Source organism: Paraburkholderia sp. 2C, from assembly GCF_054589215.1.
Map to the genome: position 1 here is coordinate 420,994 of NZ_BAAILL010000032.1, position 18,752 is coordinate 439,745.

The window sequence follows — 18,752 nt, forward strand, 5'->3', positions numbered from 1 at the left end:
TCGTCATTGGGTCGTCATTGGGTCGTGGCTGGGTCGCAACCTGGTCGCGGCGGGTCCGCGGTCAGGTCAATCACGCGCCTGCGCGCTGTTCGTTCAGATGCACTTTCACCGTCGCCGACAACCCCGGTCGCAGCACGTGATGCATGTTCTTCGGCACCTCGAGCCAGATGCGCACCGGCACGCGCTGCACGATCTTCGTAAAGTTGCCGGTCGCGTTCTCCGCGGGCAGGATGCTGAAGGTCGCGCCCGTCGCCGGCGCGAGGCTTTGCACGACACCGGTAATCGGCTCGCTCGATGCGTCGAGCTGCACGTCGACCTTGTCGCCCGCGCGCATGTGCTTGAGCTGGTCTTCCTTGAAGTTCGCGTCGACCCACAGGCCGTGCTCGGGCACCACCGTCAGCAGCGAAACCCCGACATTCGCGAGCATGCCGACACGCGCCGTGCGGTTACCGATGTAACCGTCTACGGGCGCACGGATCGTCGTGTATTCGACGTTCAGCTCCGCGACGCGCTGCGCGGCTTTCGCCGTCGCCACACGCGCCTGCGCATCGCCGATCTGCGCGTCGAGCACCGTGAGCTGCCGCTGCGCGGCGATCAGCGAGGCGTTGCTGCGATCGACGGCGGCGCGCGCCTTCTGCAAGTCCGCATCGGCACGCTCGACCACCTGGTCGGATACCGCCTCGTCTTTCACGAGTTCGCGATAGCGGTACTGGTCCGCGGCGCTGCGCGTGAGTTCCGCGCTCGATGCATGGACGCCCGCCGCCTGCTCGTTGATCAGCGCGAGCTGCAGCGTATGCTTGGCCTGCAGCTCGGTCACCGCGGCTTGCGCGCTCTGTACTTCGGCATCCGCCTGCGCGAGCCGCGCGTCGTAATCGCGCGAATCGATGCGAATCAGCACCTGGTTCGCATGCACGAACTGGTTGTCTTTCACGAGCACGTCGGTGACGAAGCCGCTCACGCGCGGCGCCATCACCGTGACGTCACCGCCCACATACGCATCGTCGGTGGTTTCGATAAAGCGGCCAACGAGATACCAGTACGAGCCGGCGCCGATCAGCACCACGACGACGGAAAGAACCGCAAGCCACATCCACGGAATGCGGCGTGTTCTCTTCGCGGTTCCGGCCACGTCCGGTGGTGCGATTGTTGATGGAGTTGAGCTCATATTTTTGTGTGCGTATGCACTTCATAGTGTTAAAAAAATGCGCCACCCGGCGCCTTCCCTTGCCCTTCGTTGCTTAAGTCGGTTTCTTCGTCAAATCGAACAGTTCCTGCCTCAACGACGCGGCGCGCTGCGCGCCGAAATGCCTTTCGAACTCCTGCTGCGCATCGTGCCAGTAGCTCACCGCCGCTTCGAGCTTCTCGAGGCCCGCCGCCGTCAAACGCATCTGGAACGCCCGGCGGTCGGTCTCCGATGCGTCACTGCGCACGAAGCCATCGCGCTGCAGCGGCTGGATCGCGCGGACCAGCGTCGTGCGCTCCATCACCATCCACTCGGCCAGTTCCTTCATCGTGATGCCCGGCCTGCGGCGAATCCGGTTCAGGATCGAGAACTGCGTGATCTTGAGGCCGGCCTTGCCGACGTGCCGGTCGTAAATCTGCGAGACAAAACGCGCGGCCTGCCGGATCGCAAAGCAATCGTCGGGCAACAACGGCGTGCTGACTGGTTCGTTTTCTGAGTGCATATACACAAATAATGCGTCAAGTTAAACAGAACTTTCTTCGGACAATCGGAGGAAATCAGGCCGTGAGGCTGAAAAGCTCGCCGCGCAGCGCTTTGGCGCGCGTCTTGCCAAACTTTGCTTCGAACTCGTCCTGCGCTTCGCGCCAGGCGATGGCCGCCTGGTCGAACAGGTGCTTGCCCGCGTCGGACAAGCTGAACAGATACGTGCGGCCGTCGTGCTCGGACGCCTCACTGACGATCAACCCGTCGCGCTGCAACGGCTTCAATGCTCGAACCAGCGTGGTGCGCTCCATGACCATCGAATCGGCGAGATCCACCATGGACAGTTGCGGCTTGCGCGAGAGCTTTGCCATGATGGTGAACTGCGCCGCTGTCAGGCCGACCCGGCTCAGATGGCGTTCGTAGATCTGCGTTACAAAGCGCGCGGCCTGGCGCAGCGCGAAGCAGTTGCATTCGTCATGGGACAAGAGCTTGTTCATGATTTGCAGCATATATGTGCGTACGCACACTGTCAAGCCTTCCGCAAAGAAAATATCGAGGGCCCCGGCATTAGGGCGACCACGGCGGCGATTGCGACCGCGGCGCCCTTTGTCCGGTTACCTCCGGTCACTGCTTTTGCAGCAATGTCTTCAGCTCCTGCACGTTTTCCTCGACACGCCTGGCAATCACCGCATACGAATCGGCTTGCGACCGATAAGCGGCCTGCGCGAGCTGCTGCATGTCGGCGAGCGCCTTATGCAGCGTCTGCTGAACGAGCTCGGCCGTTTGCGCGGACGGCATGCCGCCGGTGGCGGCCTGCTTTGCCGCGACCGCCTGCAGCTCGGCGAGCGTCGAACGCAGCATTTCCGCCTGCTGCTGCGCGAGCGACTGCATGCCTTGCAGCGCCATCTGGTTCGCGGCGATCACCGCTTCGATATCCTTGCGCCGCGCTTCCATCACGGCCGGGACATCGAAGCCGGGCAACTTGAACTGCTCCAGCATCTTGTTGAATTCGGCAAACGGATTGGCTGCGTCTTTGGGTTCCATGCTCGATTCTCCGGGAACGATGCGTCGAAATGGTGGGTACGGCCGGATCGCCGCTATGACTCGTGCGCCGCGGCCGGTTATCCGCACGTGAAGCGATCATGCACGTTCTATTCCCGATATGCCAGCACCGCCGCCACGTTTGCCTCCATCCGTGCACACGATGCATGCTTGCGGGTGTGAGATTCGCCGCGCGGCACCTCGTTTCGTATGCATGCGCAAAGTCTTGCGAACCGCATACAATGGCGCCCAGGCATTAGTCGGAGTAATGCACGCGTACCGCAAGCGGGCCGTAAAACGGCTTGCGTCGTATGCGGCTTTACCCGCGCGAGCGCCACGCCTTAACGGAGACCATTCCGGAGACTATCCATGAGTACCACTGCAAGCGGCAATACGAACCGAACCGACGGCACGCGGCTGCGGCAGCTGACCGACCTGCCCTCGCCGAAAGGCTTGCCGATCATCGGCAACATGCACCAGGTTTCGCTACGGACATTTCACCTGAACCTCGAACGCTGGGGCCGCGAACTGGGCACGCCCTACACGTTCCGCATGCCCGGGCAGCAGATCGTCGTGCTTGGCGACACCGATCACGTGCAAGGCATCTCGCGCGAGCGTCCGCACCGCTACCGCCGCTTCAAGCCGGTTGAAACGGTGCTCGCGGAATTCGGCGCGAACGGCCTTTTTTCGGCGGAAGGCGCGGCATGGGAGCCGCAGCGCCGGCTCGTCATGCAGGCGCTGTCCATCCCGCATATCCGCGCGGTCTACCCGACGCTCGCCGAAATCACCGGCCGGCTGTACACGCGCTGGATGCGCGCGGCGCAGGAGCAGCGCACCGTCGATATGGTCGAAGAGATGAAGCGCTATTCGGTCGATGTGACGAGCGCGCTCGCATTTGGCGAAGATCCGCGCACGCTCGAACGCGACACGAATGTCATTCAGGAGCATCTGAAGCTGATCATGCCGGCGCTGATGTCGCGCACGAGCGCGCCGTTCCCGTACTGGCATTACGTGAAGCTGCCGCGCGACAGGCGCCTCGACCGTGCGCTGATCGAGATCCACCGTTATGTGCGCCGGATGATGGAGCGCGCGCGCGAACGCATGCGCGACGAGCCGTCGGACATGCCGCGCAATCTGCTCGAAGCGATGCTCGCGATGCGCGATACGCCCGATTCCGGCATCACCGACGACCAGGTCTCCGCGAACGTGCTGACCATGTTGCTGGCCGGCGAAGATACGACCGCGAATTCGCTTGCCTGGTCGACCATGTTTATCGCGACCGACCAGCCCTTGCAGGCGCGCCTTGCCAAAGACGCGCGCGCCGCGCTCGGCAGCGAGCCCGTCTGCACCGACTACGCAAAGCTGAAAGAACTCGACGTGTTCGAAGCGGTCTGCACCGAAACCGGCCGCTTCAAACCGGTCGCCGCGCTCAGTTCGTTCGAGCCGCTCGAAGACGTGACGATGGGCGACGTGCTAGTGCCCGCCGGCACGTTTATGTTTTTTCTCAATCGCCCGGCCATGCACAACCCGGCGAACTTCGTGAATCCGGAGCGCTTCGATCCGGACCGCTGGCTGCATGCGCGCGACCCCGCGCGCGGCGCGCACGAACAACGCGCGTATCTGCAATTCGGCGCGGGCCCGCGCGTCTGCCCGGGGCGGCACCTGGCCGGCGTCGAAATGCGCGCCGCGCTGTCGATGCTCGCGGCAAACTTCGAAGCGAAGCTGGCCGTCGATCCGTCCGAGATCGAGGAAATCAACGACTTCATCATGAAGCCGAGCAAGATGCCGATCAACCTGACCATCCGTCCGCAAGCGGCCTGACGGAACAACCGCGGGAACAACCGCGGCAACAACAGCACGCCATATCAGCATGGACCGACTGCAGGCAATGACCACCTTCGTCACGGTCGCCGAAACCGGCGGGTTTTCGGCGGCCGCGCGCAAGCTCGACGTGTCCCCTTCGGTGGTCAGCCGCATCGTCACCGAACTCGAAGAGCACCTCGGGGTGCGGTTGCTGACGCGCACGACGCGCATCGTCCGGCTGACCGAGACCGGCGCGAGCTACTTCGAAAACTGCCGGCGCATTCTCGGCGAAATAGACGAAGCGGAGCAGTCGGCAAGCGGCGAACACGAGGCGCCGCGCGGCGTGATGACGATCACCGCGCCTGTGTTGTTCGGCGCTTTGTATGTGACGCCGATTGTCGTCGAGTATCTGGCACGCTATCCGGAAGTGGATATGAACTGCTGGTTCCTCGATCGCGTCGTCAATCTCGTCGACGAAGGCATCGACGTCGCGGTGCGCATCGGCGAACTGCCGAACTCGTCGCTGCAGGCAATTCGGGTCGGCACCGTGCGGCGCGTGGTCTGTGCGTCGCCGGCCTATCTGGAGCGCTGCGGCACACCGCGCACGCCCGACGATCTGAATGATCACACCATCATTTCAACGAGCGCCGCGTCGAATTCGTCGGAGTGGCGCTTCACGATCGAGCGCCGCATTCACACACTGCGCATCGCGCCGCGCATGACGAGCACCACCAACGACGCAGCCATCGCCGCCGCCGTGAGGGGTTTCGGCATCGTACGGCCGCTGTCGTATCAGATTGCGAGCCACCTGCGCGCCGGCACCCTGCAAGTGCTGCTCGAGCAATACGAGCCGCCGCCGCTGCCGATTCACGTCGTGCATCGCGAAGGGCGTCACGCGACGCAGAAAGTGCGCGCGTTTCTCGATCTCGCGATCGAGCGGCTGCGCGCGGACCCGGCGCTGAACCGAACCGCCTGACGTCGACATCCGTTGTTCGAACGCACGCAGGCGCGTGCGGCGTGCAATTCGGAGCATCGCGCTGACGGCGCGCGATACGTTATGCGCGCGGATGACGCTACAGGCCCCAGATAATATCGGCATCCTGCCGATACGCTTCACGCATCATGTCGAGAAACGGCCAGGCCCGCTGCGCGAGCCCGCCGCCGGCGTCTTCGTGGCGATCGCGCGCATAGTGCAACGCTTCGAGCGCGGCCTCCGCCCTGTCGTGATCGGTAATGGCCGCTTCGAGCCGGCTGATCGCGCCCGGCAACTCGTCGCGCGGAATGACGCCCCGTGCGTCGAGCCGTTTTCCGACGAGACCCAGCAGATATTGAGCGAGATCCCGCAGCATCACCACATCGGGCGTGGCGCGGGATTGAAAAGTGATCATCACAATGCCTCCTTCCCTGAGCGAGTGCTCGCCTGCAAAGGCGTTGCTGCTCGGGCTTTCCGGACTTCGGTCCGGTATGTCTCACCTTCATTTTATGTCATGGCGTGAGCCGATTCAGCGAGTCGGGCAGGCGTTCTCCGCGCTTGCGCAGCCTTGACAGGTACCTTTTTCAATCACCCGGACTTTTCAGGGGAATTGATCATTTATATCACGTTCAAATATAATTACGATCGCTGGTTGAGCTGCCCAAAGCCGTCGTCGGTGTTGATAAATAGAAGAGGGAAACGCCGGCGCCCTCGCCATTCATTGCTCCGTACCCGCTCATCGTGTCCCGAACCAACGTGATTCGCTGGCTGGCCAGCTTTATGCCCGGCCCCATTCTGCTCAAGTGGCCCGAGCGAATTCGCTCGTCCGCGGGAGCGTTTATCGGCCTCGCGCTTACCGCCACGCTGATGCAGGTGGTGTTCGGCCCGGCCGCCGCGTTTCCGATGCTGATCGCGCCGATGGGCGCATCGGCCGTGCTGCTGTTCGCCGTACCCGCCAGCCCGCTCGCGCAGCCGTGGTCGCTGATCGGCGGCAATCTCGTATCGGCAACGGTCGGCGTGATCTGCGGGATGCTGGTTCCCGATCTTTTCATCGCGGCCGCACTGGCGGTAGCCGGCGCGATCGCCGCGATGTTCGCGTTCCGCTGCATCCATCCGCCATCGGGCGCCGTCGCATTGACAGCCGTGCTCGGCGGCCCCGCGATCCACGCGCTTGGTTTCGGCTTCATCCTCGAACCGGTGTTCGTGCAATCGCTATTCCTGCTGGGGGCCGCGCTGATCTACCACGCGATCACCGGACACCGCTATCCGCATGTCGCGCTCGTCTCGCGCGACGCCACGGCTGATCCGGCCGCACACCCGCCCTCGCTGCGCGCGGATCTCGAAGCCGTGCTGCGCCGTCGCAGCGAGCTGCTCGACGTGAATCCCGACGACCTCGAAACGCTGCTGCGCGAAACAGAAATGCAGGCGTATGCGCGCAATTTCGGCGAACTAACCTGCCGCGATATCATGTCGAATCCGGTTATCGCGGTGGCGCCGGGCGCGACCGCGGGCACCGCGTCCTATCTGCTGAACCAGCATGGCATCAAGGCCTTGCCGGTGATTACCGAAGACCGGCGCGTAATCGGCATCGTCACGCGCGCGAACCTCGCGAGCAGCACAGCCGAGGCACGCCCGGGCTTCATCGAGAAGTGGTCGCGGCGCTGGTTCGCCCCGCGCCCGAGCCTTGGGCTCTCGCGGCCGGTGCGCCGCTCGGTCGTCCAGTCGCTGATGACGACCCAGGTGCATACGGTTACCGTCGACACGCCGATCGTCGAACTGGTGCCGATTTTCGCCACGCACGGCCACCACCACATTCCCGTGCTCGATGCGCATCGCCGGCTTGCCGGCATCATCACGCAGGCCGATCTGATCTCCGGCCTTTACCGTCGGACACGCGGGCCGGCATACCGGGCAGCCTGATTTATATCATCTTGTGATACATTAGAGGCTTCTCTAGTCTCTCTTCCGGCGAACCTTCGAATGAAAACCCTCGCACGCGAGTTGGCCAAAGCCGACTTCGAGCAGTTGTCGGAATTCCGCTATCAGATGCGGCGTTTCGAACGATTTTCCGAGCAGGCCGCACAAGGCGAAGGCATCACGCCGCTGCAATATCTGTTGCTCCTGCATATCAAAGGCTACCCGGACCGCGAATGGGCGACCATCGGCGAGCTTGCCGAGCGGCTGCAGGCGCAGCACCACGGTGTCGTCGCGCTGGTGTCGCGCTGCGAGGCGCTGGGACTTGTCGAACGGCGCATCAGCGAAACCGACCGCCGGCAAGTGGAAGTTCATCTTCTGAAGGCCGGCGAGCGTGTGCTTTCGCGTCTCGCCGAACTGCATCGCGCCGAACTGAGGTCGCTCAAGGGCGCCTTCACGATTCCGCAAATCGATCTGTAAAACGCCATGAATCACGACGCCCACAAGCGCGATTTTTCCAGCAACGCCCGTCTTCCCGGCATCTCCGCGCTTGCCGTCGTGATCGGCGTGCTCGCCACGCTCGCCGCATTCGTGCTGCTCAGCCTGATCCATCTGTTCACGAACCTGTTCTTCTTCGGCACCGTCTCGTTCGCCGAGCATTCGCCGGCGCTGAACACGCTCGGCGCGTGGGTCGTGCTGATTCCGATCGCGGGTGGACTCATCGTCGGGCTGATGGCGCGTTACGGCTCGGAGAAAATTCGCGGTCACGGCATTCCCGAGGCCATCGAGGCGATTCTGTTCGGCAAGAGCCGCATGTCGCCGAAAGTCGCGATTCTGAAGCCGCTGTCGTCGGGCATCGTGATCGGCAGCGGCGGGCCGTTCGGCGCGGAAGGCCCGATCATCATGACGGGCGGCGCGTTGGGCTCGCTGCTCGCGCAATGCTTCAAGGTCACGTCCGCCGAGCGCAAGACGCTGCTCGTCGCGGGCGCGGCTGCCGGCATGACCGCGGTGTTCGGCACGCCGGTCGCTGCCGTGCTGCTCGCCGTCGAACTGCTGCTGTTCGAATGGCGCCCACGCAGTTTCCTGCCGGTCGCGCTCGCGTGCGCGGTGGCAGGCTTTGGTCGTGCAGTGTTCTTCGGCACGGCGCCGCTTTTTCCGCTGCAAACCGCGGAGCCGGGCGCGCTGTCGCTCGTGTCCTGCGCGATCGCGGGGCTGCTGTCGGGGGCGCTTGCATCGGGCCTCTCATCCGCGCTCTATAAGGTCGAAGACCTGTTCGGGCGTCTGCCGCTGCACTGGATGTGGTGGCCGGCTTTGGGCGGCCTTGTGGTCGGTATCGGCGGCTTTATCGAGCCGCGCGCGCTCGGCGTCGGCTACGACGTGATCGGCGATCTGCTGCATCAACATATCGCCTTGCAGATCGCCATCGCGCTGCTCGTCGTCAAAGCGGTAATCTGGGTCGTCGCGCTCGGCTCGGGTACATCCGGCGGCGTGCTCGCCCCGCTTCTGATGCTCGGCGCGGGCCTCGGCACGGTGCTCGGTCACGTGCTGCCCGGTGGTGAACCGGCGCTCTGGCCGCTCGTCTGCATGGCGGCCACGCTCGGTGCGACGCTTGGTGCGCCGCTCACGGCCATCGTTTTTGCATTCGGCCTCACGCACGATGCAAACGCGCTGTTGCCGCTGCTCGCCGCCACGCTCGTCGCACACGGCTTCGCCACTATCGTCATGAGGCGCTCGATCATGACTGAAAAGATCGCGCGCCGCGGGTACCACATCTATCGCGAATACGGCGTCGATCCGCTCGAGCGCCATTACGTCGACGAAGTGATGTCGCGCACCGTCGAAGCGATCGATGCGAACGTCACCGTGCGCGATGCGCTCGCCACGTACTTCGGCGCGAACCAGAAGCGGCGCGCGTACCCCGTCATCCGCAATGAGTCGGTGCTCGGCATACTCGACCGCGCGACGCTCGAACAGATTCACGAATCGACGGAAAAAAGCATGGCCGCCGCCACCGCCGTCACCGCCGAAACGAGCGGCTCGGCAGCGGTCGACGGGTTGCCCGACGCGCTCGACATGCGCGTCGGCGACCTGATGCAGGACGCGCCCGCTATCGCGCTGCCGCACGAAACTTGCCGCCTGATCGCGACGCGGCTCGCGGTGCACGGCCTCGAGCGGCTGCCGGTGGTGGCCGATCGCACGTCGATGCGCCTGATCGGCATCGTGTCGCGCAGCGACCTGATTAAGCCGTCGCTCGGCCACTTCGAAGAAGAGCACAAGCGCGAGCAGTTCCGCTACATCGGTTTCTGGCCGAACGCAAACAGGCGGCCGCTCGCCGCGCCGCAAAAAGAAGCGAATCCGCATCGCTGATTCGGGCGTTCGTCCTTCGTGCGCGAGCCGTGCAATGCGGCCACCCCCATCGCTAGCGGCCTGCAAAAAAATCCCGCTAACGCGCAATCGCGATAGCGGGTTCAACACCCCCTACTGGATGAGGTAAGCGCAGCGCGCCTCGTCTGGGCCTATCGCGCCTCAGCGCGCGTTCCCGCTCTGCGCGATCGCTGCCAGCGCCTTCGTCACGCCCGCGCCGTATGCCGGATCAGCCTTCGTGCAATGTTCGACGTGCAGATCCTGTACGGCCTTCGTCGTGCCCTGCAGCGCACGCGCCGTGTTGTCGAACAGCACCTGCTGCTGCGCCGCCGACATCAAACGGAACAGATTGCCAGGCTGCGAGAAATAGTCGTCGTCAACGCGATGATTCCAGTGGTCCGCCGCCCCTTCGATCGACAGCGGCGGCTCGCGGAAGTCCGGCTGCTCCTGCCATTCGTTCACCGTGTTCGGCTCGTACGAAGCCGTGCCGCCCAGGTTGCCGTCCACGCGCATCTTGCCGTCGCGGTGATAGCTGTGCGTCGGGCTCTTCGGCGCATTGACCGGAATCTGGAAGTAGTTCGAGCCGAGGCGATAACGCTGCGCATCCGCATACGAAAAGAGACGCCCTTGCAGCATCTTGTCCGGTGAGAAGCTGATGCCGGGCACGACATTCGACGGCGCGAAACCGGCCTGCTCCGTTTCCGCGAAGAAGTTGTCCGGATTGCGGTTCAGTTCCATCACGCCGACTTCGATCAGCGGATAGTCTTTCTTCGACCAGATCTTTGTCAGATCGAACGGGTTGTAGCGATACGAGCCCGCTTCCTTCTCCGGCATGATCTGCACATAAACCGTCCAGCGCGGAAAATCGCCGCGCTCGATGCTTTCGTACAGATCGCGCTGATTGCTTTCGCGATCGGTCGCGCACACTGCCGCCGCTTCTTCATCGGTCAGGTTCTGAATGCCCTGCTGGGTGCGGAAATGGAATTTCACCCAGAAGCGCTCGTTCTGCGCATTGATAAAGCTGTACGTGTGGCTGCCGAAGCCGTGCATATGACGGAAGCTCTTCGGAATGCCGCGATCGCTCATGACGATCGTCACCTGGTGGAACGCTTCGGGCAGCTGCGTCCAGAAATCCCACTGGTTTTGCGCGCTGCGCATGCCGGTGCGCGGGTCGCGCTTGATCGCGTGATTCAGATCGGGAAACTTCAGCGGATCGCGAAAGAAAAACACGGGCGTGTTGTTGCCGACCATGTCCCAGTTGCCTTCTTCCGTGTAGAACTTCAGCGCGAAGCCGCGGATATCGCGCTCGGCGTCGGCCGCACCGCGTTCGCCGGCCACCGTCGAAAAGCGCGCGAACATCGGCGTCTGCTTGCCGACCTGCGAGAAGATCTTCGCGCGCGTGTACTTCGTGATGTCGTGCGTAACCGTGAACGTGCCATGAGCGCCCGCCCCCTTCGCGTGCATGCGCCGCTCCGGAATCACTTCGCGCGCAAAGTGCGCCAGCTTTTCGATCAGCCAGACGTCCTGCAGCAGTGCCGGGCCGCGCGGGCCCGCGGTCTGCGTGTTCTGATTGTCGACGACAGGAGCGCCGAATGCCGTGGTGAGTTTGCTCATGGGGTTTCCTTTCAGATTGTCGATCAAAGCCAATGGGTGCAACAGGCAAATCGCGCGCCGGCGTGATTGACGCCGGCGCCACTTTTAGCCGTGCTGATGCGACGGATCGTTGCAATGCGCACAGCCATGTGCATCATCAACCCACGCGTTGCCGAGGATGATGCTGCAAAAGTTCAAGCGCTTGAATTTCGGGTCTTTCAATGCGAGCACGTCGTCGTTGACGGTGCCGAACGTCGAATCCGGGCGATGCTTCATCCCTTCGTTGAACGCATCGATAATCTGTTCCTTGAAGTTCACCGCGCGCGGATGCGCGGCCACCACCTGGCGACGCTGTTCTTCGGTGAATTCGTTATAGGCGAAACCGAGCACGTCCATTTCGACGCCGGCCGTCACCAGTTGCACAACCGGCTTCTTGAACGGCGGAATGCCGGGCGTCGTGTGCAGCGAGATCGCATCCCAGACGAGCTCGACGTCCGTTTCAGCAATGCCGTGCTGGCGCAGGAATTCCGCCGCCGCATTTGCGCTGTCCACTTCGAAGCGGTTCTGCGAATGGCTGTAACGCTGCGTGAGACCGATGTCATGGAACATGCCGCCGATATAAAGCAATTCCGGGTCGTACTTGAGCTTCTTGCGCTCGCCGGTCAGCGCACCGAACAGAAACACGCGCGTCGAGTGGTGGAACAGCAGGTCGGATTCGGTGTCGCGAATCAGTTCGGTTGCTTCCCGCGCCAGTTTGCTGTCGGGAATCTTGATGCCGGCGATGATCTTGCTCATTGCGTTGCTCCAAAAGTGGAAGGTCACTGGCTAGCCGTTCGCCTTCTGAAGCGGCGGCCTACCTTGTCTGGACTACGCAGTAAGTGTCGTTCGCATACGGCCTTCACTCAATCGAATCGATGCATCGATCCATGCCATTCGCACTGCAAGTTCTGCCAGCGGGCGTCTTTCGGGGGGCGCCGTTCTGTCGCCGGCGCGCTCGTCCAGCCGACCGTTGCGTATGCAACCTCCGGCGGTACCGAAACCTATCGAAACAATAGACGCTATCAATGCGCTGCTACGTCTGCGTGACAAAACCGGGGCAAAGCCCACTGGGTACGGCATGATGGGCCGGTGTCGCCGCCGTCCTCTTTCAATTTGCACAAGAGGTATCCGAAACGCACGGTAGATGCACGCTGGCTACCTCGTGCGAAGGCGATACACTGACACCGCTCGCTACCCGTGAACAACAACATCAACGGACAACAACATGAGCGATAAAAACGAACAGATCATGGTGCGCCGCGTCGACGCGCACGAAGCGGCACGCTGCGTGGAAGCGCTGGCCGACGTGCTGGTCGATTGCGTGGAAGGCGGCGCATCGGTCAGCTTCATGCTGCCGTTGCCGCGCGAGCGGGCGCTCGCATTCTGGCGCGATGTCGTGCAAGGCGTGATGCGCGGCGAGCGTGCGTTGCTCGTCGCCGAAGATGAGGCCGGACGCATTGTCGGCACCGTCCAGATGATTCTCGCGCAGCCCGACAATCAACCGCATCGCGCGGATGTCGCGAAGATGCTCGTCTCCCGCGCGGTGCGCAGGCAAGGCATTGCGCGACGTCTGATGGCCGCGGTCGACACGGTCGCGCGCGCAGAAGGCAAGACCGTGCTCGTGCTCGACACCGTCACCGGTTCCCCCGCGTCGCGGCTATACGAGCAGGCCGGCTGGCAGCGGGTCGGCGACGTGCCGAAGTACGCGCTGATGCCGGACGGCGAATTCTGCTCGACCACGTACTTCTATAAACATCTTTGACGTTGTCGCAGTGTTCCGCCGTTTCCAGTCGCCGCCGCCGGCCGAAAACCGCGTTTACGCGCGATGTGGCCAGCACTGCGCTGCACACCGCGGCAGCCGCACGCTCACATATGGCGCAATACCGGCCCCGGCCGGCTGCCGCGAAACATCGACACGACCCGATCGAACCAGCCGCGCATCGCGCGCTGCGACCCGAAATAGTCGCACGTGACCGAAATTTCCGCGGCACAGTCGGCGTCGGTGCTCATGCTGATGCGTTCGTGTTTCGGTAAGCGAAGCACACCGCCGGGCTCGAGCCAGTAGTCGTAATCGCAGTCGGCGCGGGTCAGCCACACGCGTTCGCTTAGCGTGCGGATTTGGGATCCCGGCGTGCAGTCCCAGTAGAACACCTCGCCCGGCTCGACTGCGAAGTGATAGGTGATTTTCGGAAGTCGCACATTCGCGTGGATGTGCTGTGCCAAATGTTGCATCCTGCCTCCTTTCTCACTTGTCCGGGCACGATCGGCGTCCGGTACGCCCGCGTGCGTCGCATGCCGTTCACCAGGAACGCAGCGTGCAACGCGGTATCTACAGAACACCCGGCGGGACTCAAATATTCCTAGTCCTGATCATTCAGATCGTGCGCACCAGAAGAGAGCGGCGACGTTGACACCGTGTATATGCTTCCTTGTTGCCGACGTTTACCGTGTCGTCCGTGTGACGCAGATGGATAGCGTATGCTTTGTTCTGGTGCATCGCAGCGTCACGCGCCGCAGCCGGACAAAGGCGACGCACGCAGCGTACAACGTCACGAACAAGGTGGGGAGGCTCGAGCAAATGGACTCATTTGCCCAACGGACGATCGCGCGCGTTTCGATTTCACGCACGCTCGACTTGCTGCGAGCGCTTACTGCGCTAAGCGCGCTCATGCTTGCGTGCCTCGCGCCGCTTGCGCCGTCGTTCGGCGCCGACAACGAGGCCGCGCTGCGCGACAAATATCAGAGCCTCTCGGCCCAGCTGGCCAGCAATCCGTTCCATCGCCCGCTCCACCTCGATTCGACCGAGGCACACGATTCACTGAAAGGCGACATCTACGCTGTGCTCGATTATCCGTTCGCCACGGTCAACGGCGCGTTGAACAATCCGGAGAAAGGCCCCGCGAACTGGTGCGACGTGCTGATCCTGCACCTGAACATCAAGTATTGCCACGCGACGACCGGCGCCAACGGCAGCACGCTGAACGTGAATCTCGGCAAGAAAGTGGAGGAGAAACTATCGTCGACATTCCGTGTGACGTTCGACTATCACCCGGACGTCACCCGCGCCGATTATTTCAGGGTCGATCTCAGCGCGGCCCAAGGTCCGATGAGCACGAAGGACTATCACATCGTGCTCGAGGCGGTGGCGATCGACAGCACGCACACGTTCATTCACCTGACCTATTCCTACGGCTACGGCACCGCGGGCCGTCTTGCGATGAAAACCTATCTGGCGACGATTGGCAGCGACAAGGTGGGTTTTTCGAAATCGGCGGACGGCGGCGACTATATCGGCGGCGTGCGCGGTCTCGTCGAGCGCAATACGATGCGCTATTACCTTGCAATCGATGCATACCTGGCATCGCTGTCGGCGCCGGCCAGCCAGCGCCTCGACGACCGGCTGAACCGCTGGTTCGATGCGACCGAACAGTATCCGCACCAACTGCACGAGGTGGAAAAGGTCGATTACCTCGAGATGAAGCACGACGAGTATCAGCGCCAGCAAACCGCGCAATGACGTGCGACTGTTACCGGCGCTTGTGCAGCAGCTGTCACGCAAGACTTCATGCAAGCGGCGCCGCTCCCGGCGATGTCGCCAGCGCACCGGGCCGGCGCAGCATCTTGTCGACTTCGCCGGCGTGCATCTCTTCCGCGTGGATCATCTGGCGCGCGTATTCCTCGAGCGCGACCGACCTGTCCTGCACGAGCTCGAGCAACTCGCGATAAAGCTCGAGCGCGACGTTCTCCGCCTCGAGCGACTCGCGCAGAATCGATCCGATATCGAATGTGTGCGAATCGAGCAACGGCCCGATTTCGAGCGACGGATAGGCGCCGAGCGTGGTAATCCACTCGCCGGCCTGCTGCGCGCGCAGCAACGACTCGTCGGCCTGTTGCCGGAGCCACGCGACAATCGGGATCCGGCCGAATCCGAACACGAGAAACGAGTAGTGCGTATAGCGCACGACGCCGGCCAGTTCCGATTCGAGAATGCGGTTGAGCACGCCAACCACACGCTGCCGATCGAGTTCGGACATCGTTCCCTCCCCTTGAGCAATGCGCGAGCGATGCCGCACAGGGCAGCGCTTCGCACGCGCGGTTTGCAGGCATGGTTCGCCCGCGCGCTTTACGCGCGCGGTTCACACGCATTGAGGCTTGGCCGGCGTCCCGGCCCGAGCCGTACATAGTGCGCCTCGCCAACGGCGCAGATCAAGGAGAGCAATTTGCGCGCTGCAGCACCGCGCAGGCGCGCGTACATGGCGCGCACCGCGGCGCGGCCCACGGTATGACCGGTCAACCTGATTCAACCTCCGCCGAAGTAAACATTGCAAAAGCTGATAGGCCCGACGCAGTTATTGTTGTGATTGCCGGCGCTGTGCCATGGCCAGCCGGTCCTGTACTTACCGCTCGCCGTCTGGCCCGACATGCCGGGGCCTTCGTCGGACGTGCCGGACGACGGCGCCATTCCGGCGCTGGACGGCTGCGCGCTGGACGGCTGCACGCCGGTCGACTGAGCGGATGCGCTCGTCAAAACGCCGGTCAGCGCGAGCGCGGCCACTGACGTCGTGAGCAACAGAAACTTTCTCATGACTCCCTCCTTGGCAAAGCAACCACAGGACGAGTTCAGCAAACGCACCGGCGCGCGTGCGAGCCGACGCTTCAAACTTAGCCAAAAAGAAGGAAGCGGACGTTGACTTTCGCGACGCAATTTCAAATCCGCACGAGCGCGCATCGATATGCAGCGCAATGAACAACGCTTACTGCGTTTGCTCGGAGCCGAGAATGGACTGCAGGCAGCGCGTAAATTCGGCAGCGTCGACAGGCTTATGAAGAAAGAAATGGGCACCGTTTTCGTTTGCGCGGCGCCTCGCGACATCGGACGGAAACGCGGTGACGAAAATGATCGGCACGCGGTTGCCGCTCGCGACGAGTTGAGCCTGCATCTCGAGCCCGGTCATGCCGGGCATCTGGATATCGCAGACCACGCACGCGGTCTGTTCGAATTCCCGCGAACGAAGAAACGCCTCGGCCGATGCATAGAGTTGCACACACCAACCCAACGAGCGAATCAGACTGGCGGTGGCAAGCCGGACCGACTCGTCGTCGTCGACGATCGAAACGATGGAAGCGTTGTGCAAGCTGGACATCCTTCAAGCAAATTGACAAGGCGCGCCCGAAGTCGTGCCCGCTCGAAACTGCGAATTCAATCTATCTGCAGGGGCTTTTAGCGTAAATCATATGTAAGTATGAAGTCCATCATGCATCGGTTAAGCGAGGCTCGGGGATACGCGTCGCGCATCGCGATGCATCGTCAACGACCGATAAAAACGCGATCGTGGAATAAACGTACGGTTGCCAGGTTAACTCATGCGTAGACATCACGTGCAGGCGTCACATGTAGACCACCTATACCGATGCAATGTGCCGCAGCCGCACGGCGATGCATAGCTGCAATGCGTTACCGGCCATTACATCGCCCCACGCGTCGCGACGTCTGTGATCGAATAGGTTACGAGAAGCGGACGCGGTGGATGAACACGAGCTGAGCCGGCGCTGGCGGCCTGGCTTCGAATGGACAGTCTCCCAGGGACCGTGCCGTGGTCCCCTTTGCGCTGCTCGCCGATTGATGCGAGCAGCGCATTTTTTTGCGCGTGCCCCTTGCGCGAATCGCGTGCGAAACTGGTATGCATGCAGCGGCCGCTACATCGCGTTGTCGAAGCCATCCATTTTCATGCGGCTCTTGCGCCAGCCCGCGGGCGGCATGCCGAATTCGCGCTTGAACGCGCGGTTGAATGCCGCTTCGGATTCGTAGCCGACCAGTTCGGCAACCGCGGCGAGTGTCTTGCTGCCGGACGTCAATTCATGCGCGGCCATCCTGAGACGCCAGCTCGCCAGATATTGCATCGGCGGCTGCCCGAGCAGATCGGAAAAACGTTGCGCGAGCGCGGAACGCGACAGGCCGACCTTGCGCGCGAGCTCGTCGACGGTCCATCCATAAGCAGGTTGTGCGTGCAGGCTCGCGAGCGCGCGGCCGACGAAGCGGTCGCGCACGCCTGCCAGCCACCCTTTACGGTCGTCGGGAAGCGCGTCGATGCAGCGACGCACGGCTTCGACGAAAAGCAGCTCGGAGAGCCGCGCGAGCACGGTCGCGCTGCCGGCTCGCCATTGCGCGGCCTCGGCTGCGGCAAATTCGAGCGACGCCTCGAGCCATGCCGAACGCGGATCGTTGCGCATATCGACCTTGAAGATACGCGGCAGCGCGGATAGCACCGGGTTGTTCAGCGTTTCGTCACACGCGAGAAATCCGCACAAGAGCCGCGTTCGCTCGCCACCGCCGCCGTACGAGAGTCGCAGGACTTCGCCGGGCGCTGCCTGCAACTGGCTGGTCAGCAGCGGCGCCGCGGGTACCGGCGTGAGATCGAGCGCGCTGCCTATCAGGTGTGCTTCGCCTTGCGGCACCACGAGCAGTTCACCGGCTTCGACACGCATGGCGGAACCGGCGTCGCCCGGTAGTTGCGCCCAGCAATGCCCCTCGGTGATCAGATGATAGGACACCACACGCTCGGCACGCGGCAGAAAGCCCGCGCACAGCGTGGCATCCGGTTCGCCGCTCACGCACCACGGCGCGGTGAATTCGCCGCTCAGATAAAGCGCGCCGGACAGGCGCACGAAACGCAACACATCGGACACCGCATCCATATTCAGCGAACCTGGCAAACCGCGTTGATTTTGCGTTCCGGCGTTCCGCACAAAAACTCTGGACGCCAGATCATTCATCGGAAAGGCATTCGTCAAGATACTACTCCCACGTACAGCTGCAACAGCATGCATCGGACACAGACGATGCACGCGGAAACGGTCATCCGTGTTTTGAAGTTGAACGATCAACACGTACGTTTTTTCACGTTCCGGAGGGTTGATCGATATCAGGCAGCGCAGCACTCCGACCTTCGACCGTTCGATTTTTCAGGAGCACTATCATGACTCGCAGCCCTTTCACCCCGATTGTCCGTACGCTTGCCGGCGCATGCGCACTGTGCGCGCTCGCCGCACCTGCCTTCGCCAGTGGTTACGGACCTTCGCCTTACTACCAGCCGGGCGTCGGCGCGCCGGTATCGCAGCGCGGCATCAGCACGCAGACGTTGTCCGCGGAACCGCGGTCCGGCTATTCAATGAATGAAACGGACACTGCGGATGCAGCGCAGCAAGACGAACTCAACCCGATGCTCACGGCAGGCGACAAGCACTAGGCGCCGCGGTCGATTCGATACGACGCGCAGAGTATGACGCGCGGGTAAGCAAAGGGCCGCCATGTATCCGCATGGCGGCCCTGCGAGTCAAGCAACAGCGCAATCAGTGGCG

The 18,752-nt window shown here is 62.8% G+C and carries 20 protein-coding genes; 8 read left to right on the forward strand and 12 right to left on the reverse strand.

Annotated features, from left to right (window positions below; translation table 11 throughout):
• Window positions 1-70 precede the first annotated feature (70 nt).
• From ACYPXD_RS10075 to phaP, 4 genes are all read right to left on the reverse strand, one after another.
• Complete coding sequence (locus ACYPXD_RS10075) at window positions 71-1,165, reverse strand: HlyD family secretion protein (protein ID WP_459710391.1); 1,095 nt, start codon at window positions 1,163-1,165, stop codon at window positions 71-73.
• A 73-nt stretch (window positions 1,166-1,238) separates the two neighbouring features.
• Window positions 1,239-1,685 (reverse strand): MarR family winged helix-turn-helix transcriptional regulator, encoded by a 447-nt coding sequence (locus tag ACYPXD_RS10080; RefSeq protein WP_459710394.1) that lies wholly within the window; start codon window positions 1,683-1,685, stop codon window positions 1,239-1,241.
• 55 nt (window positions 1,686-1,740) lie between these two features.
• Window positions 1,741-2,163 (reverse strand): MarR family winged helix-turn-helix transcriptional regulator, encoded by a 423-nt coding sequence (locus ACYPXD_RS10085; RefSeq protein WP_459710396.1) that lies wholly within the window; start codon window positions 2,161-2,163, stop codon window positions 1,741-1,743.
• A 127-nt stretch (window positions 2,164-2,290) separates the two neighbouring features.
• On the reverse strand, window positions 2,291-2,710 hold the full coding sequence (phaP, locus tag ACYPXD_RS10090; RefSeq protein WP_459710398.1) for a TIGR01841 family phasin: 420 nt from the start codon (window positions 2,708-2,710) through the stop codon (window positions 2,291-2,293).
• 366 nt (window positions 2,711-3,076) lie between these two features.
• Between phaP and ACYPXD_RS10095 the strand changes: the two genes are divergently transcribed.
• Entirely contained in the window at window positions 3,077-4,528 is a 1,452-nt protein-coding gene (locus ACYPXD_RS10095; RefSeq protein WP_459710400.1) for a cytochrome P450, read from the forward strand.
• A 49-nt stretch (window positions 4,529-4,577) separates the two neighbouring features.
• Window positions 4,578-5,486, forward strand: a complete 909-nt coding sequence (locus tag ACYPXD_RS10100; protein ID WP_459710402.1) for a LysR family transcriptional regulator — start codon at window positions 4,578-4,580, stop codon at window positions 5,484-5,486.
• A 97-nt stretch (window positions 5,487-5,583) separates the two neighbouring features.
• Here ACYPXD_RS10100 and ACYPXD_RS10105 read toward each other — a convergent pair whose 3' ends face one another.
• Window positions 5,584-5,901 (reverse strand): DUF1840 domain-containing protein, encoded by a 318-nt coding sequence (locus ACYPXD_RS10105; protein WP_459710405.1) that lies wholly within the window; start codon window positions 5,899-5,901, stop codon window positions 5,584-5,586.
• 362 nt (window positions 5,902-6,263) lie between these two features.
• Here ACYPXD_RS10105 and ACYPXD_RS10110 point away from each other — a divergent pair, with 362 nt between their 5' ends.
• Genes ACYPXD_RS10110 through ACYPXD_RS10120 form a run of 3 tightly spaced genes read left to right on the forward strand, consistent with a single transcriptional unit; the run spans window position 6,264 to window position 9,764 of the window.
• Window positions 6,264-7,403, forward strand: coding sequence for an HPP family protein (locus ACYPXD_RS10110; RefSeq protein ID WP_459711424.1), 1,140 nt, complete (start codon window positions 6,264-6,266; stop codon window positions 7,401-7,403).
• Window positions 7,404-7,463: 60 nt separating this feature from the next.
• Window positions 7,464-7,877 (forward strand): MarR family winged helix-turn-helix transcriptional regulator, encoded by a 414-nt coding sequence (locus ACYPXD_RS10115; protein WP_459710407.1) that lies wholly within the window; start codon window positions 7,464-7,466, stop codon window positions 7,875-7,877.
• A 6-nt stretch (window positions 7,878-7,883) separates the two neighbouring features.
• On the forward strand, window positions 7,884-9,764 hold the full coding sequence (locus ACYPXD_RS10120) for a chloride channel protein (RefSeq protein WP_459710410.1): 1,881 nt from the start codon (window positions 7,884-7,886) through the stop codon (window positions 9,762-9,764).
• 159 nt (window positions 9,765-9,923) lie between these two features.
• Here the strand turns inward: ACYPXD_RS10120 and ACYPXD_RS10125 are convergent, their stop codons facing one another.
• Both ACYPXD_RS10125 and ACYPXD_RS10130 read right to left on the reverse strand, forming a co-directional pair.
• Complete coding sequence (locus tag ACYPXD_RS10125; RefSeq protein ID WP_459710412.1) at window positions 9,924-11,375, reverse strand: catalase; 1,452 nt, start codon at window positions 11,373-11,375, stop codon at window positions 9,924-9,926.
• An 84-nt stretch (window positions 11,376-11,459) separates the two neighbouring features.
• Entirely contained in the window at window positions 11,460-12,149 is a 690-nt protein-coding gene (locus tag ACYPXD_RS10130; protein WP_459710414.1) for an HD domain-containing protein, read from the reverse strand.
• A 469-nt stretch (window positions 12,150-12,618) separates the two neighbouring features.
• Between ACYPXD_RS10130 and ACYPXD_RS10135 the strand changes: the two genes are divergently transcribed.
• Entirely contained in the window at window positions 12,619-13,155 is a 537-nt protein-coding gene (locus ACYPXD_RS10135) for an N-acetyltransferase family protein (protein WP_459710416.1), read from the forward strand.
• Between the two features lie 104 nt (window positions 13,156-13,259).
• Here the strand turns inward: ACYPXD_RS10135 and ACYPXD_RS10140 are convergent, their stop codons facing one another.
• Window positions 13,260-13,625, reverse strand: a complete 366-nt coding sequence (locus ACYPXD_RS10140; RefSeq protein ID WP_459710418.1) for a DUF2917 domain-containing protein — start codon at window positions 13,623-13,625, stop codon at window positions 13,260-13,262.
• Window positions 13,626-14,061: 436 nt separating this feature from the next.
• Here ACYPXD_RS10140 and ACYPXD_RS10145 point away from each other — a divergent pair, with 436 nt between their 5' ends.
• Window positions 14,062-14,910 carry a hypothetical protein gene (locus ACYPXD_RS10145; RefSeq protein ID WP_459711426.1) on the forward strand — a complete coding sequence of 283 codons (849 nt, stop codon included), beginning with the start codon at window positions 14,062-14,064 and terminating at the stop codon, window positions 14,908-14,910.
• Between the two features lie 46 nt (window positions 14,911-14,956).
• Here the strand turns inward: ACYPXD_RS10145 and ACYPXD_RS10150 are convergent, their stop codons facing one another.
• The 4 genes from ACYPXD_RS10150 to ACYPXD_RS10165 form a co-directional block, all read right to left on the reverse strand.
• Window positions 14,957-15,427: a ferritin-like domain-containing protein gene (locus ACYPXD_RS10150; protein WP_459710420.1), complete on the reverse strand. Its 471-nt coding sequence runs from the start codon at window positions 15,425-15,427 to the stop codon at window positions 14,957-14,959.
• Window positions 15,428-15,693: 266 nt separating this feature from the next.
• Window positions 15,694-15,978: a hypothetical protein gene (locus tag ACYPXD_RS10155; RefSeq protein WP_459710422.1), complete on the reverse strand. Its 285-nt coding sequence runs from the start codon at window positions 15,976-15,978 to the stop codon at window positions 15,694-15,696.
• Window positions 15,979-16,147: 169 nt separating this feature from the next.
• The gene (locus ACYPXD_RS10160; protein ID WP_459710425.1) at window positions 16,148-16,528 is read right to left on the reverse strand and encodes a response regulator transcription factor; all 381 of its coding nucleotides are present in this window, start codon (window positions 16,526-16,528) and stop codon (window positions 16,148-16,150) included.
• A gap of 562 nt (window positions 16,529-17,090) precedes the next feature.
• Window positions 17,091-18,089, reverse strand: a complete 999-nt coding sequence (locus tag ACYPXD_RS10165; protein WP_459710427.1) for an AraC family transcriptional regulator — start codon at window positions 18,087-18,089, stop codon at window positions 17,091-17,093.
• Between the two features lie 281 nt (window positions 18,090-18,370).
• Between ACYPXD_RS10165 and ACYPXD_RS10170 the strand changes: the two genes are divergently transcribed.
• Window positions 18,371-18,640 (forward strand): hypothetical protein, encoded by a 270-nt coding sequence (locus ACYPXD_RS10170; protein WP_459710429.1) that lies wholly within the window; start codon window positions 18,371-18,373, stop codon window positions 18,638-18,640.
• Window positions 18,641-18,752 lie beyond the last annotated feature (112 nt).

Coding starts and splice junctions, on each gene's coding strand:
- ACYPXD_RS10155 (WP_459710422.1), bottom strand. CDS start 15,978: ATGAGAAAGTTTCTGTTGCTCACGACGTCAGTGGCCGCGCTCGCGCTG.
- ACYPXD_RS10075 (WP_459710391.1), bottom strand. CDS start 1,165: ATGAGCTCAACTCCATCAACAATCGCACCACCGGACGTGGCCGGAACC.
- ACYPXD_RS10120 (WP_459710410.1), top strand. CDS start 7,884: ATGAATCACGACGCCCACAAGCGCGATTTTTCCAGCAACGCCCGTCTT.
- phaP (WP_459710398.1), bottom strand. CDS start 2,710: ATGGAACCCAAAGACGCAGCCAATCCGTTTGCCGAATTCAACAAGATG.
- ACYPXD_RS10165 (WP_459710427.1), bottom strand. CDS start 18,089: ATGGATGCGGTGTCCGATGTGTTGCGTTTCGTGCGCCTGTCCGGCGCG.
- ACYPXD_RS10135 (WP_459710416.1), top strand. CDS start 12,619: ATGAGCGATAAAAACGAACAGATCATGGTGCGCCGCGTCGACGCGCAC.
- ACYPXD_RS10115 (WP_459710407.1), top strand. CDS start 7,464: ATGAAAACCCTCGCACGCGAGTTGGCCAAAGCCGACTTCGAGCAGTTG.
- ACYPXD_RS10085 (WP_459710396.1), bottom strand. CDS start 2,163: ATGAACAAGCTCTTGTCCCATGACGAATGCAACTGCTTCGCGCTGCGC.
- ACYPXD_RS10140 (WP_459710418.1), bottom strand. CDS start 13,625: ATGCAACATTTGGCACAGCACATCCACGCGAATGTGCGACTTCCGAAA.
- ACYPXD_RS10170 (WP_459710429.1), top strand. CDS start 18,371: ATGACTCGCAGCCCTTTCACCCCGATTGTCCGTACGCTTGCCGGCGCA.
- ACYPXD_RS10125 (WP_459710412.1), bottom strand. CDS start 11,375: ATGAGCAAACTCACCACGGCATTCGGCGCTCCTGTCGTCGACAATCAG.
- ACYPXD_RS10145 (WP_459711426.1), top strand. CDS start 14,062: ATGCTTGCGTGCCTCGCGCCGCTTGCGCCGTCGTTCGGCGCCGACAAC.
- ACYPXD_RS10110 (WP_459711424.1), top strand. CDS start 6,264: ATGCCCGGCCCCATTCTGCTCAAGTGGCCCGAGCGAATTCGCTCGTCC.
- ACYPXD_RS10150 (WP_459710420.1), bottom strand. CDS start 15,427: ATGTCCGAACTCGATCGGCAGCGTGTGGTTGGCGTGCTCAACCGCATT.
- ACYPXD_RS10080 (WP_459710394.1), bottom strand. CDS start 1,685: ATGCACTCAGAAAACGAACCAGTCAGCACGCCGTTGTTGCCCGACGAT.
- ACYPXD_RS10100 (WP_459710402.1), top strand. CDS start 4,578: ATGGACCGACTGCAGGCAATGACCACCTTCGTCACGGTCGCCGAAACC.
- ACYPXD_RS10095 (WP_459710400.1), top strand. CDS start 3,077: ATGAGTACCACTGCAAGCGGCAATACGAACCGAACCGACGGCACGCGG.
- ACYPXD_RS10130 (WP_459710414.1), bottom strand. CDS start 12,149: ATGAGCAAGATCATCGCCGGCATCAAGATTCCCGACAGCAAACTGGCG.